Raw genomic sequence first — 14,501 nt, 5'->3', positions numbered from 1 at the left:
TGCAGGAGATGAGCCAGAGCGAGATCGCTGCCGAGCTCGGGGTGAGCCAGATGCAGGTCTCGCGCCTGCTGCGCCGCCTCCTGGACCGCATGCGCCGCAAGATCGCCGCCTAGACCGGCACCCCCACACCCTGAACCCCCACGCCCCCGCGAGGCGCATGCCTTCGCCTAGGTGAAGAGGCTGGACCCCACGCAGCGGGGCAGCCTGCCGTTTCACGCAGAGAAGCGCTGGGAATCAGCTCTCCGATGCCGGATCGCTTGGCCCGCCGCTTTTCGCGCTGGCCGGAGAGAGGGGGCAGGGATGCAGATGCTGTTGACAGCGTTATCCGTGGGCCCGGCCGCCTCAGCGAGGGGCGCCCGGGGAACGAGGGGCAGGATCCTCGCGGCTGCCGAGGACCTCTTCGCCACGCGGGGGATCAGAGGGGTCGGCATCGAGGAGCTGATTGCACGCTCCGGGGTGGCCAAGGCCACCTTCTACCGGCATTTCCGCAGCAAGGATGCGCTGATCCTCGCCTGTCTCCAGGGCTGGGGGCGTGCGCGAACGGCGATAGCCCAGGCGGTCCGCGCCTCCGGCACGAGCGGCAGGGACGCCCTGCTCGGCCTCTTCGACGCCCTCGACGGGTTGTTCCGTCAGGGGAAGGCGCCCGGCGCCCTCGAGCAGGTGATCATTGAGATGGGCCCGGAGCACCCCTTCGCGAAGGAGGCCGCCCGGCAGCTCGACTCGACGCTGGCGGAGATCGAGGAGATCGCCGCCGAGGCAGGGCTTGAGGACCCCGAGGGGGTGGCCTGCACGCTCCAGGCGCTCATCTGCGGCGCGGTGGTCGCCGCGGCCGAGGGAGACGCGGAGGCGGCAGCCCACGCCAAGCGGATGGCGGCGGCCCTGCCCGCCCTCGCTCCCGAGGCGCCGCCCGACGCCGTCGGGCCCGGCGGCAGCGTGCGCGGCAAGCCCTCCTGCGACTGAGCCTTCCGAGGGGCGCCCTGCCGAGCCCCCTGCAACCAATCCCCACCTTGCCCGTTCCCTTCGCCGCTGGACAGCGGCAATTTTTCTGTGCCCGGGCCTCCCCGGGGAGGTGTCCTGCGGAAAAAGTTGCGCCACACCCCTTGCTCGATCTTTGATCAAATCTTAGGATGGTGTGCAACGCATCACATGATGCGCACCTGATCACAGCGGTCCCGATCCTCTGCAGCGGGCGGGACCCCGACCCGGACTACCGCACCGGCGGCTGCCGATGACGACAGCCGCCGGCCCGCCACACACCACTCACCTCCTCTCGAGGGCCCGCCCCAGAGCGGTCCACCCACATCCGAAGGGAAACCCCCATGTCCCATGTCGTTGACGACGCTCCCCTGTCGTCGTTCCACAAGAAGCTGGCGCTCTACTCCTCCGGCGGACCGTTCCTCGACGGGTACATCCTGAGCATCATCGGCGTCGCGATGATCCAGATCACGCCGCAGTTCAGACTCTCGGCCTCCGAGCAGGGCCTCGTCGGCGCGGCGGCCCTCATCGGCATCTTCTTCGGCGCCTTCCTCGGCGGCTGGCTCACGGACAAGTTCGGCCGGCACCTGCTCTTCACCGTCGACCTCATCGCCCTGGTCGCCTGTTCGATCGCCCAGGCATTCGTGGGGGATGCCGTATGGCTCATCGTGCTTCGCCTGCTGATCGGCTTCGCCGTGGGCGCCGACTACCCGATCGCCACCTCGCTGCTCGCGGAGTTCACCCCGAGCAAGTGGCGCGGCCCGCTCCTGGGCGCCTTCGTCACCATGTGGTTCGTCGGCGCTGCCGTCGCCTACATCGTCGGCCAGTTCCTCCTGACCTTCGCCGACGGCTGGCGCTGGATGCTCGCAAGCGCGGCCATCCCCGGGCTCATCATCGTGCTCCTGCGGATGGGAACTCCCGAATCCCCGCGCTGGCTCGCGAAGATGGGCCGCCATGAAGAGGCCAACGAGGTCCTCGCCAAGGTCTACGGCCCGCACGTCACCCTCGCCGACCTTCCCGAAGAGGGTGGCGCGAACGTCGGCCTCGGCGAGCTCGTGCGCTCCGGCTATGGCAAGCGCATGGCCTTCATCACGATCTTCTGGACCTGCTCCATCGTGCCGCTCTTCGCGGTCTACGCCTTCGGCCCCGCCATCCTCGAGGCCCTCAACCTCAGCGGCGACCTCGCGCACCTCGGCTCGGCCGCGATCACCGTGATGTTCCTGATCGGCTGCCTCGTGGCCGTGTTCCTGGTGAACCGCATGGGCCGCCGGCCGCTCATCATCCACAGCTTCCTCTGGGCCGGACTCGCCCTGCTAGGCCTCGGCCTCTTCCCGAGCGCGGACCCGATGGTCATCATGATCCTCTTCGCCGCCTATGCCCTCCTCATCGGCGGGACCCAGATCATGCAGTGGGTCTACCCCAACGAGCTCTTCCCCACCGAGGTGCGCGGATCCGCCGTCGGCCTCGCCTCCTCGCTCAGCCGCATCGGCGCAGCGACCGGCACGTACCTCGTCCCGCTGGCCCTCTCCGGCCTGGGCATCGGCACCACCATGATCATCGCCGCGATCATCACGCTGCTCGGGATGGTCGTCTCGATCGCCTGGGCCCCCGAGACCCGCGGCATGACCCTCGGCCAGGCAGCGGCCCTCGAGACGGCTGCCCCCAAAGGCACCCGCTCCCGCAACCGCGTCCTGAGCTGACCCTCCTGTCCTCCCACCCAACACTCTCGAAGGAACCTGACATGAAAGACGTCGTCATCGTCGGCGGCGGTCTCGCCGGGCTCTCGGCAGCCTGGCGCCTGCGGCACTGGGACACCGTGGTCCTGGAGTCCGAGAACCGCGTCGGCGGCCGCATCCGGTCCGAGCGCCGGGGTGCATACTGGCTCAACTGGGGCGGCCACGTCTTCGCGGGCGAGGGGTCCTCGACCGACGCCCTGCTGAACGAGGTGGGCGTCACGGCCGTCCAGATCCCCGGGTCCCTCCAGGCGCTGTCGATGAACGGGACGTTCATCAAGAAGGGCCACATCGCCACGTACCCATTCCGCATCCCGATGTCGCTGGCGTCCCGGATCGACACCTTCCGGGCGGGCCTGAAGGTCGTGGCCGGTGTCGGCAAGTACACGGGAGTCGTGCGGAAGCGGTCGGGCGAGTCAGGTGCGCAGCGGCAGCAGCGCATCTACGACTTCGAGAACGAGACCTCGTTCCAGGACTTCGTCGGAGACCTGTCTGAGGACGCTGCCGCGCTCTTCAAGACCACCGTCACCCGCTCCGCCGGGGACATGGACCAGATCTCCGCCGGCGCCGGCATCGGCTACTTCAGCCTCGTCCTCGGCTTCGGCCAGGGGCTCAGCCGCGGGATCGTCGGCGGGCCGTCCACGCTGACAGAGTCGATCGCCGCCGCCCTCGGAGACCGGGTCCAGCTCGACGCCACCGTCCAGGAGGTCGTGCACAAGAAGGACTCTGTCGTGGTCCGCTACCACCAGGGAGGGATCAGCCGCGAGGTGGAGGCGCGCGCCGTCGTGCTCGCGACCACCGCGGATGTGTCCAACCGGATCGGGGTGGACCTGCCCGCGGAGCTGCGCGACGCCCTCGGCCAGATCAAGTACGGCCCGCACGTGAGCACGGCCTTCCTCACCGACGAGATCACCGCCCGGCCGTGGGACGACATCTACGCGATCGCCGCCCCGAAGCGCTCCTTCGCGATCGCACTGAACCAGGCCAGCATCGTCCGCGGCACCGAGTCCGTGCGCAAGCCCGGCGGCAGCTTCATGACCTTCTCCCCGGCCAGCCTCGGCCGGGCCCTGCTGGAGAAGAGCGACGAGGAGGTCATCGCCACCCACCTCGCCGACCTCGACGCCGTGCTGGGCCACGGCTTCGCGGACAGCGTCGTGGAGGCCCAGACCGACCGGTGGACGGTTGCCTCCCCGTACTGCTTCCCCGGTCGGGCCAAGATCCAGTCCACACTCATGCGCGGCACCGACCGCGTCTTCCTCGCCGGGGACTACCTCGGCACCCTCTACACGGAGAGTTCCATCACCACCGGGTTCTCCGCCGCCCAGGAGGCCGCAAGCCTGCTTGCGACCGAGCGGCAGAGCACCACCCCTCACCTCCGCCTGGCCGCCGGTTCCTGAACCAGGCCGCCGACCCCCCGAACGAACTTCCCAAGGAGTCACCAGCATGACCACCCAGCTCTCCGGCGTCCTCACCGCCCTTTCCACTCCATTCAACCAGGACGAGACCATCGATGTCGTCACCCTGCGCAAGGTCGTGGACCGCTCGATCGACGCCGGCGTGGACGGCGTCGTCGCCGCGGGCTCGACCGGCGAGGTCGGCGCCCTGTCCTCCGAGGAGCGCCTGCTCCTGATCGAGACGGTCATCGAGCACACCGCCGGGCGCGTCCCGGTCATCGCCCAGACCGGAGCGACCTCGACCGCCGAGGCCATCCGCCTCTCCCAGGCCGCCGAGAGGGCCGGCGCGGACATGCTCATGCTCATCACCCCGTACTACGAGCCGCTGTCCCTCGAGGAGACGGTCGCGTACATCAAGGACGTCGCCGGCTCGGTCGAGCTGCCCATCATGCTCTACAACATCCCGGCCGTCACCGGGGTGAACCTGGACCCGGCCACCGTGCGCTCCCTGGCCGAGGAGGTGCCGAACATCCGCTACATCAAGGACTCCAGCGCGAACTGGGAGCAGGCCCTCCAGCTCATCCACCACCACAGCGACGTCATCGGCACGTTCATCGGCTGGGACGCCTACCTGTACAGCGCGCTCGCCGAGGGTGCGGCTGGGGTGATGGCCGGCACGGCGAATGTCGTGCCCGAGGAGATCGTCGCCGTCGCCCGCCTCATCGCCGAGGGCGACCTCGTCGGCGCCCGCGAGCAGTGGAACGTCCTCTACCCGGTCATCGACGCGCTCCTGTCCGTGCCGTTCATCCCGTCGGTCAAGGCCGGTCTGGGGCTGAGGGGACTTCCCGCCGGGTCGCCGCGGCGGCCCACGGCAGACCTCGGTGGCGACGACCTCGCGCGCCTCAAGCAGGCTCTGGCCGCGCTCGACGCGTCCCGGTTCCAGACCGCGCACGCCTAGGGGAAAGGACCAGCACATGTCCCTCCAGACCAGCACTACGAACGCCTGCAGCGCCACGACCAGCACGGCGCAGGTCCGCAGGTCCCAGACGGCTGCCGGCCTCATCGCGGACGCCGAGCTCCCGCCCGGGGAGCACTTCATCGACGGGGCCTTCCGGCCGGGGACCTCCGGGCCGGCCACCGAGGTCATCGACCCCTGCACCGGCGGCCCGGTCGCCTCGGTCGCGGACGGGACGGTGAAAGAGGTCGACGCCGCCGTCGCGGCCGCCCTCGCCGCCAAGGAGGCGTGGGGCCGGCTCGTGCCCAAGGAGCGCTCCGAGGTCCTCCACCGGATCGCCGACCGCCTCGCCGAGCACTCCGACCTCCTCGTCCGCCTTGAGTCGGCCAACACTGGCAAGCCGCTCATGGTCTCCGAGGACGACGTCGCGGGCACCATCGACACCTTCCGCTTCATGGCAGGGGCGCTGCGGGCGACGACGTCGATGGCCGCCGGCGAGTACGCGCAGGACCACCTCTCGCTCATCCTGCGCGAGCCGCTGGGCGTCGTGGGGGTCGTGACGCCGTGGAACTACCCGCTGCTCATGGGTGCGTGGAAGATCGCCCCCATCCTGGCCGCGGGGAACACCCTTGTCATCAAGCCCTCCGAGCAGACCCCGCTGACCACGCTCAAGTTCGCCGAGCTGGTCGCGGGCCTCCTCCCGGCCGGCGTGTTCAACGTCGTCACGGGGCGCGGGTCCGTCGTCGGGCAGCGCCTCTCGGAGCACCCTGACGTGGACATGATCGCCCTCACCGGATCGGTCAGCAGCGGCAGGTCGGTGGCCCGCGGAGCCGCGGAGACACTCAAACGGGTCCACCTCGAGCTCGGCGGCAAGGCCCCGGTCGTGGTGTTCGACGACGCCGACCTCGCCGCCGCTGCCTCCTCGCTGCGGGCCGCGGGGTACTGGAACTCCGGCCAGGAGTGCGGAGCAGCATGCCGGGTCCTCGTCCACGAGTCCGTCGCCGCGGAGTTCACGGAGCTGCTCGTGCGGGAGGTCAGCACCCTCGTCGTAGGCGAGCCCGGCGCAGGGGCCGACGTCGAGATCGGACCCCTGAACTCGAAGGGCCACTACGAGAGAGTCCTAGGCTACCTCGAGCGCGCCCGGGCCGAGGGCATCCGCGCTGCGATCGGCGGCGGGGCGCTCGAGGGGCCCGGGTACTTCGTGGCCCCGACCGTGCTCGTGGACGTGCCCGACGGCGCCGAGTGCTCCCGCGAAGAGATCTTCGGCCCCGTGGTCACGGTCGAGACCTTCAGCGACGAGGCCGAGGCGATCGCCCGGGCCAACGAGGTCCCGTTCGGGCTCGCCGCCTCGGTGTGGACCGAGAGCGGGCGACGCAGCCACGATGTCGCGTCACGGATCGACGCCGGCACGGTCTGGGTCAACGCTCACCTCGTGCTCGCCAACGAGGTCCCGTGGGGCGGGTTCAAGGGCTCCGGGTATGGGCGCGACCTCTCCCTCTACGCCCTCGACGACTACTCCCGCACCAAGCACGTCATGCACAGCCGGGGGCGGTGACCCCCAGCCGTTCCGGTCGGGTCAGGCGCGGTGCAGGACGCCCTCCTGGGCGTTGGGCGCCGGCGTCTGGCCCTTGACCGGGACGTCGCCGAGGGCGTCGTCGATCGCCGCGAGCAGGTCGTCGCTGAGCTCGACGCCGGAGGCCGCCGCGTTGGCGTGGACCTGCTCGGGCCGCGAGGCGCCGGTGATGGCCGACGCCAGCTCGGTGCGGCGCAGCACCCAGGCGAGAGCCATCGTGGGGAGATCGAGGCCGGCTCCCTCGGCGACCGGGACGAGCCGCTGGACCGCCTCGAGGATCGGATCCTGGAGCACGCGGTCCTTGAACGCGTTCATGGCGTCGTTGGCGAAGCGGCTGTCCTCGGGCAGGGCCTGGCCCGGCTTGTACTTGCCCGTCAGGACGCCCTGGGCGAGGGGCGACCACACGATCTGCGAGATCCCGTTGGCCATGCAGAGCGGGAAGACCTCCTCCTCGGGGGCCTGCCAGAGCATCGAGTACTGCGGCTGGGACGAGACGAACAGGCCGGGCCCGGCGATGTCGATCGCGGCCTGGATCTGCTCGGGCCTCCACTCGCTGAAGCCGAGGTAGCGGGCCTTGCCCTGCTCGACGACCTTCTGCAGCGCCTCGATGGTGTCCTCGATCGGCACGCTCGCGTCGAACCGGTGCGCCTGGTAGAGGTCCACGTGGTCGGTCTGCAGGCGGCTGAGCGAGGCGTCGATCTGCTTGGCGATCTGGTCGGGGGAGAGCCCCTGCTCAGCCGGATCGTCGGACATCTGCCCGAAGACCTTCGTGGCCAGGATGTAGGAGTCGCGGGGGTGCTTCGAGAGGATCTCGCCCCAGGCCGTCTCCGCGGCGCCCCGGCCGTAGACGTTGGCCGTGTCGAAGAAGTTGATCCCGGCGTCGAACGCGGCCTCGGTGCAGGCACGCGTCTGCTCCGCCTCGATGCCGCCTGAGTAGGTCAGCCACGAGCCGAGGGAGATCTCCGAGACCTCGAGGTCAGAACTGCCGAGCGTGCGGTAGCGCATGGGTTCTCCTTCTCAGTAATCGCTTTCCCACATGCCTACTCCTGCGCCCGGGGGCTCGGCAAGGGGTTTGCCATGGGAAGGCAGACGACGGGCGACGGCGGCAGGTGAGTGCCGCCGTCGCCCGTCGTCGCGCTGTGCTCAGCGCCCGGTCACCTGCGCAGGTAGCCGATGACCTTGCCGATGACGGCGGCCCTCGCCTCCCGCGTGCTCACGCCCTCGAGGCCGAAGCCCATGAGCACGGTGTCCCGGGTCGCGATCGAGTTGCCGACCGGGAAGCCGGCGGCGTCCGTGCGGATCCAGTCGTTGCCGTTCGCGGCGCTCCCGGGAGGGGCGCCCGGAACGGTCCAGCCGTCCATGCCGGTCTCGAAGGAGGTCGAGCCCTGGCCCGTGGAAACCGCGACGTCGTCGACGAAGACGCCCAGCCCCTGCGTCGCCCAGTCGCTCGCGTACGCGATGGCCACCTCGACGTCCTTGCCGGCGTAGGCGGAGAGGTCGATCGACCACTGCTGCCATCCGCCGGAGTTGCCGCTCGCCGCGTTCCACGAGCCGGTCGTGCCGGTCGCCGTGCAGCTGCTCCCGCCGTCCCACGTCTGGTAGTGGGCGAGCTGCGGGTGCAGGTCGACCCACCCTGCCGCGCAGCTCTCACCTGTCGCGGTAGACGTGTGGCCGTTGGCATCGGGGAGCGTGGTCCAGTCGTTCTGGCCGGCCGTCCGCGCCTCGACGAACAGGTGGTCCCAGTCCGCCTCGGTGTCGTACGAGGTCCAGAAGGAGAGCTTCGCGCCTCCTGCCGGGACGGAGACGGTGTTCGCCAGCCGCTTGTAGGAGATGTCGGCGAGCTGGGAGTAGACGTACTGCGTCCCGGTGTGCGGGGCGTACGGGCCTCCGGGCTTGTCCCACACGGACGCCGGCCAGCTCTCGAACTGCTTGAACTTCTCGACCGGCAGGACCCCGCTCGTCGCGACGTAGGACATGGTGTCGTTCTGGTTCTTGGCGCTCTGCCCACCGTTCAGGCCCCAGGTCAGGCCTGTGAAGGGAACATCCTTCCCGAGGACGCCGAACGGCTTGCCTGTCGCATCGAGACCGTCGCGGGCCACCACGTTGTACCCGCCGAACCAGTACTGCAGGACGTCGTTGACGCCGTCCCCGGAACCGCGGAGTGCGAGGCAGCGGCGGGGGTCGACGCCCGCGGGCAGGGGTTCGCACGCAATCTCGCCCTTGGGGTCGTACATCTGCGTGCCGACGTTGCCCGTGTACTGGTTGCCGGCGGTGTCCCCGGTATAGGCCACGGCTCCGCCCTCGTTGAGGTAGGCGCGGAACTCGAGCAGCTCGTCGAGGGCGAGCCGGTCCGCGTTCCCGGGCCCGCGGCCCGCGGTGCGCGTGACGATGTCGTCCCCCGTGTACCAGATGGCGGCCTTGTAGTGGCTCAGGACGCCGAGGGCGTCGGGCGCCGTCCGATTCCGCGCGTCGACGTCGTACACGTCCGCTCCGACGCTGTTGTCCTTGAGTGCGTTGACGTAGTAGTCAAGGTAGTTCGGGCCGGATTTCTGGACCGGTGAGGCGCCGGTGTAGTCCTCGGCCGCGACGATGAGCACCTGGTTGCCGGTCTCCGAGACAGCCTTGTAGGTGAACGAGTCGCTCTTCTGGCCCCCGCCCTCGAACCAGACCTCGACCGAGTCGCCGGGACTCGTCCCGGTCACCGTGCCGCGCACCTGGTGGTAGTAGGTCGCGGCAGGCGCGTATCGTTCGCCGCCCTGCCACTCGGAGGTCGGCGCCGACTGGACGGCGCCACCGTTGACCCGCCACTTCGCGGTGACGGCCCCGACGCTGCGCTTCGCGAGGACCGCGACGGTCTGCGGGTCCCCGTAGGAGTAGGCGAAGGTCAGGTCCGCGCCGGGAATGCCGCGCTTGTAGGGGTCGTCGCTCTTGAGGTAGAAGGGCTTGGTCTGCGTGCCGAGCACCGAGACGGGATTGTCCGGTGTGAGCGCTGACTTCGCCACGGACTCGGCGAACGGAAGGTTCCGCTGGAACTCGGCCTGCACGAGTGCCTCGTCGTCGGGGAACACGAATCCGCAGCCGTCGCAGCCCTCCGAGAGCTCCGGCGTCCACGCGAGCGTTCCCAGTGCCGTGTGGGCGTAGTCGTTCGTCTCGCCGTTCGTGACGTACAGGACGTCCGAGCTCAGCCCGGGGTGGAAGTCCTTGATCGCGGGCTTGTCGAGGTTGCCGGACAGGGCGTAGTAGATCGGGTCGTCCGCCGTGGGCGTCCCGATCTGCCACCCTTCGCTGTACAGCAGCCACTGCCCGTTGGAGTGGTAGTTGACCTGGAACTTGAACTTGATCCTGTCCAGCAGGCCCTTCATCGCCACCGTCTCAGGCTCCGAGACGGGCGCCGTGCCCCGGTACGTCTCGCTCGACGGCAGCCCGGAGGAACCCTCGTCGTCGTACCCCCAGTGGTTCGGGAAGTTCCGGTTGAGGTCCACACCGTCGCCGGAGGTGATCTGCCCGTCGCCGTTGATGTCGCGGGTGTTCTTCCGCCAGAGGCGCTCGTGGTCGAACGTGAACTGGTAGCCGTCAGGGTTGGCCACCGGCACGAACCAGAGCTCCGAGGTCTGCAGGAGCTTCTTCACTTCCGGGTCGTTCTGGCGCCAGCGGTCAATGTACGAGTTCATGATCCGTCGGGTGACCTCGGTGGCAATCCATTCGCGGGCGTGCTGGGTCCCGTTGTAGAGCACCGCAGGCCTCGTTCCGTCCGCGATCCCCCCTGCGCCTTGGGTCAGCTTGATCCCGAGGATGTCGCGGCCCTGGATGGTGGTCCCGATCTTGACCAGCTTGGCGATCTGCGGATACTGCGCGGCGACCTGCACGAGCTCGTCGCGGATGCCGCCGGGCTGGTCCCAGGACCGCCAGACCTTGTAGCCCGCGGCGGCCTGCGCGGCCGCGAACTGCTTCACGGTCTGCCCGCCGTTGACCTTCTTCAGCTGGGCATTGATGCCGTGGCCGCGCAGGTAGTCGCTCTCCTGCTGGGTGAGGACGAGGTCCACGTCGACGTCGGCGCTGTCGCCGCCACGGGCCTTGGGCTCCACGTCGTGGCCGAGGCGGACGAGCTCCGCGAGCTGGGCCGGCGTGACGGTCGCAGTGTAGGCATCCAGGTCATCACCTCCCTTCGGGGCCGCGACGGACGCCACCGGCGTCAGGCCGACCAGCAGGGCGGCGACCATTCCGATGACCACAGACAGCACAGACGGACGCTTCACGAGAACCCCCACGGCTCCAGATGCGAATGTGATGCAGGTCACCATTTCATCGGCGAGTGGATTAATGCAAGGTGCGGTGAAGCGATCGCTGGTGAGCGCCGACAACGTGGGACCAGCTCATCGGACTCGCCCGGGGTAGCCTTGTGAGGCCTCCCCTGAGAGTCCGGGCCCATTGTCCCTACCCGCGTCCACCAAGGCTCCCTACTGTGAGGCTCAGTGCAGCCTCGAGACAGGCCGGGCGGCGCGTCGAAGGGTGTGGTGAGACGGATGCGTGCTTGTCGGGTCCTGTCGTCAAGGGCGGCACTGGCATCGTCGGCGGTGCTCATCCTCTTCCTGAGCGCATGCGCCCAGGGCGGCGCCGGGTCGTCGTCCGCTCCGGGCACGTCCGCGTCCTCGGGCACCGGCAATCCTGCCTGTGACCTCATCACGCCAGAGATCGCCGCGAAAGTGGATCCGACCCTCAGCGGCTCCGGAGGGGGCCAGCCGGGCAAGCCGCCCGGGAGCCCGGCCTACCTGTGCGGCTACACGAGCAAGTCGGACAAGGGCCTCAACGCATTGTCCGTCGCCCTGACGTCGCCGGCCTCGGCTGACGATATCGAGGACGTGAAGAAGACCTCGGACTGCTACCCGGTGACGGGCATCGGAGACTTCGCGTGCTTCCAGTGGACGGGGTGGTTCCGCGGCGAGGGCAGCGGGGCATCGGCAAATACGATCCTCCACGCGGTGCGAGGCACGGAGACCCTCGACCTTCGCTATCTGGCTCCGCCGCCCACCATCCCCGGATCCTCGGCCACCGGCCCATCACCCGACGGCACCGCGGTCGCGCGCGCCGTGGCCCAAGCGGCAGTTGACGCCGGCTGGGGCAATGGGACCGCGCTCGACGTCCCGTCCGCCCCGCAGGTCGGGCCCCCCGCCACCACCGACAACCCGGTCTGCGCGCTGGTGAGCGCCGACAAGGTCAAGCAGGCCTTCGGTGCGACGACAGACGCGCAGCTCCTGCCGGGGGAGACGAGCTGCCGCTACACCTTTGGGAAGCAGGGCACACCGGGGCCGGACTCCATCGTCTTCTCCGTCCAGCTCGAGAAGGGCGCCGCGTCGTCCCCCGCGTTCGGCACCCTCCAAGGCGAGAAGGTCTCGGGGGTCGGGGACCGGGCCGCGGTCACCACCGGCACGTTCCCGCGGGTCAAGTCGGATCGGCCTCCGGGCGACGAGCCGATCACCACCATCGACCTGATGGTGGTGCGGGGCAAGGACGCTGCCCTGTTCACCGTGCAGGTGCTCATCTCCCCGACCGGGCCCACACTGGACCAGACGAAGGACCAGCTGATCGGCCTGGCACGCGGGATCCAGTTCTGAGGGCGCCGTAGCCCCCGTGGCAGGCAGGCCCTCACGACAGGGAAGGAGACCCCGTGGCCGACGGCGTCCGCGACTTCGAGCCGACAATACGCACCGACTTCCACGGCGCGATGACGTACGGCAGGTATCTGGACCTCGAGCGGCTCCTGCACGCGCAGCACCCCGTGAGCGAGCCCGAGCACCACGACGAGATGCTGTTCATCATCCAGCACCAGACCTCGGAGCTCTGGCTCAAGCTCATGCTGCACGAGCTCCGCGAAGCACGTGCCCGCTTCGCCGTCGATGACCTCGGGATGGCGCTCAAGTGCCTGGCGCGCGTCAAGGCGATCCAGAAGCAGCTCACCGACCAGTGGACCGTGCTCGCCACGCTCACTCCGCGCGAGTACGCGCAGTTCCGCGGCGCGCTCGGGCACGCATCGGGCTTCCAGTCGCACCAGTACCGGGCGGTCGAGTTCATCCTCGGCAACAAGGACCGCCGCATGCTCGAGGTGTTCACCTCCGAGCCGGAGGCGCACGCGATGCTCGGGCAACTCCTCGCCGAGCCGACCGTGTACGACGAGTTCCTGCGCGCCGTCGCCCGCGCCGGCTACCCCGTCCCGGAGGAAGTCCTGGAGCGGGACGTGAGCGGGCACTGGACGATGCAGCCCGCCCTCGTGCCGGTCTTCCGCAGGATCTACGAATCCGACGACACGCCCTGGGGGCTCTACGAGGCGTGCGAGGCGCTCGTGGACGTCGAGGACAACTTCCAATTCTGGCGCTTCCGCCACCTGCGGACGGTGCAGCGGACCATCGGCCTCAAGCGGGGGACGGGCGGCTCGTCCGGTGTCGGGTTCCTCAGGCGCGCGCTGGACCTGACGTTCTTCCCCGAGCTGTACGCCGTCCGCACCGAGATCGGCACCTGACCCCTGTCGAGCGGCAGGCGCTCGCGTCAGGCACCGGTCCGCGGGGCGAACATGATGACCGCGACGCCCGCCAGGCACACGCCCGTCCCGATGACGTCCCAGCGGTCGGGTCGGAAGCCATCCATCACCATGCCCCACGCCAGGGACCCTGCCACGAACACCCCGCCGTACGCCGCGAGCACGCGGCCGAAGTTCGCGTCCGGCTGGACCGTCGCGATGAATCCGTAGATCCCCAGTGCGATCACCCCGAGCCCGGCCCACCACCACGGCTTCCCGTCGCGGACTGACTGCCACACGAGCCATGCCCCGCCGATCTCGGCAAGGGCGGCCAGGGCAAACAGGATCACGGACTTGAGGATGCTCACGCGCCCATGATGCCAGCGGCGCCCGGCACTCATTCCCGGGTCAGGCTCAGGCGAGGAGCTCGCCGACCAGCCGCCGGCAGAGGGAGTACGCCTCGTGCGTCGGGTCGATGACGGCGAAGTGGTCGCCGGTCGTCTCGTGCAGGACGGCGGGGTCCCCGGCCGCCTGCGCCGCCGTGACGTAGTCGGCCGAGAGGGCGAACGGCACCGCCTCGTCGGCGCGCGAGTGGACCGCGTGGACAGGCACGCCGATCGGCAGCGCGCGCATCGGGTCGGCGAGCCCGAAGGACCGGGCCATCTCGGGCGAGTCCGCCGAGGCCCCGCCCATGAGGTTTCGCGCCGCGCCGTTGCTGAGCCCGAGCTCTTCCGCGGCGGCGAGGCTCAGCACCCCCGCCTGGCTCACGACGCCGGCGAGCACCACACGCGGTCCCGCGCCGGGGGCGCCTTCCGGCAGCCGGTGCCGCCCCGCGGCCCACGCGGCGAGGTGCCCTCCTGCGGAATGCCCCAGGCCGACCACCCGCCCCGCGCCGAGCGCCCGCGAGAGCCGCCCGGCGTCGTCGTCCGCGAGCACGCCGAGACCCGGCACATCGGCGAGGCGGTCGATCCCGGCGGCGACGTCGAGGAACGTCGCCGGCCACCCGCCGTCGCCCGCGGACCGCGTGCCGTCCTCGAGGTCGGTCCCGGCCCGCCGGTACTCGAGGTTCCACGCGGCGAAACCCTGCGCGGCGAGGTCCGCGGCGACGGGCGCGCCGAGCTCGGCCGTGTACCTGTCGCGCCAGTAGCCCCCGTGGACCACGACGACGACGCCGCGCCACCCGCCGTCGGGCGCGGGGAGATACAGGTCGCCCCACTGGTCGGGGTGCGGGCCGTAGGGAATGCGGACGGGCTGGGTCACACCCGCGACTCTACTGCGCCGGGATACTGCCGCTGCGCATGCGCCATGGCCCTCCCGCTCGCCTCCCATCCTCGGTAGCGTGGGGCGGGTCCCAGCCCGT

Annotated in this window: 12 protein-coding genes; 8 read left to right on the top strand and 4 right to left on the bottom strand. The window is 70.1% G+C overall.

The genetic code is table 11. The annotated features are described in order from the left end of the window. Positions 1–8: 8 nt before the first annotated feature. From ABD298_RS18385 to ABD298_RS18360, 6 genes are all read left to right on the top strand, one after another. Positions 9–113, top strand: coding sequence for a sigma factor-like helix-turn-helix DNA-binding protein (locus ABD298_RS18385; protein ID WP_344300580.1), 105 nt, complete (start codon positions 9–11; stop codon positions 111–113). Between the two features lie 187 nt (positions 114–300). Beyond that, positions 301–960, top strand: a complete 660-nt coding sequence (locus ABD298_RS18380) for a TetR/AcrR family transcriptional regulator (protein ID WP_344301288.1) — start codon at positions 301–303, stop codon at positions 958–960. Positions 961–1,319: 359 nt separating this feature from the next. Further along, positions 1,320–2,675, top strand: coding sequence for an MFS transporter (locus tag ABD298_RS18375; protein ID WP_344301287.1), 1,356 nt, complete (start codon positions 1,320–1,322; stop codon positions 2,673–2,675). A gap of 41 nt (positions 2,676–2,716) precedes the next feature. Beyond that, positions 2,717–4,105, top strand: coding sequence for a protoporphyrinogen/coproporphyrinogen oxidase (locus ABD298_RS18370; RefSeq protein WP_344301286.1), 1,389 nt, complete (start codon positions 2,717–2,719; stop codon positions 4,103–4,105). A gap of 46 nt (positions 4,106–4,151) precedes the next feature. Next, positions 4,152–5,060, top strand: coding sequence for a 4-hydroxy-tetrahydrodipicolinate synthase (dapA, locus tag ABD298_RS18365; protein WP_344301285.1), 909 nt, complete (start codon positions 4,152–4,154; stop codon positions 5,058–5,060). Positions 5,061–5,076: 16 nt separating this feature from the next. Next, positions 5,077–6,612: an aldehyde dehydrogenase family protein gene (locus tag ABD298_RS18360; RefSeq protein WP_344301284.1), complete on the top strand. Its 1,536-nt coding sequence runs from the start codon at positions 5,077–5,079 to the stop codon at positions 6,610–6,612. A gap of 21 nt (positions 6,613–6,633) precedes the next feature. On the opposite strand, the gene ABD298_RS18355 is transcribed toward ABD298_RS18360, so the two are convergent. Further along, positions 6,634–7,635, bottom strand: a complete 1,002-nt coding sequence (locus ABD298_RS18355) for an aldo/keto reductase family protein (protein ID WP_344301282.1) — start codon at positions 7,633–7,635, stop codon at positions 6,634–6,636. Between the two features lie 149 nt (positions 7,636–7,784). Then, positions 7,785–10,871, bottom strand: coding sequence for a M14 family metallopeptidase (locus ABD298_RS18350; protein WP_344301280.1), 3,087 nt, complete (start codon positions 10,869–10,871; stop codon positions 7,785–7,787). A 333-nt stretch (positions 10,872–11,204) separates the two neighbouring features. On the opposite strand from ABD298_RS18350, the gene ABD298_RS18345 reads away from it, so the two are divergent. Together ABD298_RS18345 and kynA are read left to right on the top strand one after the other, a co-directional pair. Continuing rightward, complete coding sequence (locus ABD298_RS18345; protein WP_344301279.1) at positions 11,205–12,242, top strand: hypothetical protein; 1,038 nt, start codon at positions 11,205–11,207, stop codon at positions 12,240–12,242. A 53-nt stretch (positions 12,243–12,295) separates the two neighbouring features. Beyond that, positions 12,296–13,144: a tryptophan 2,3-dioxygenase gene (gene kynA / locus ABD298_RS18340; RefSeq protein WP_344301278.1), complete on the top strand. Its 849-nt coding sequence runs from the start codon at positions 12,296–12,298 to the stop codon at positions 13,142–13,144. Positions 13,145–13,170: 26 nt separating this feature from the next. On the opposite strand, the gene ABD298_RS18335 is transcribed toward kynA, so the two are convergent. Further along, complete coding sequence (locus ABD298_RS18335) at positions 13,171–13,509, bottom strand: YnfA family protein (protein ID WP_344301277.1); 339 nt, start codon at positions 13,507–13,509, stop codon at positions 13,171–13,173. A 46-nt stretch (positions 13,510–13,555) separates the two neighbouring features. Beyond that, positions 13,556–14,401, bottom strand: a complete 846-nt coding sequence (locus ABD298_RS18330; protein WP_344301276.1) for an alpha/beta hydrolase family protein — start codon at positions 14,399–14,401, stop codon at positions 13,556–13,558. Between the last annotated feature and the right edge of the window lie 100 nt (positions 14,402–14,501).

This window comes from Sinomonas flava (genome assembly GCF_039531875.1).
Lineage (GTDB): Bacteria > Actinomycetota > Actinomycetes > Actinomycetales > Micrococcaceae > Sinomonas > Sinomonas flava.
The sequence above is the reverse complement of the archived record's forward strand: the minus strand, read 5'-3'. Positions and strand labels throughout refer to the sequence as shown.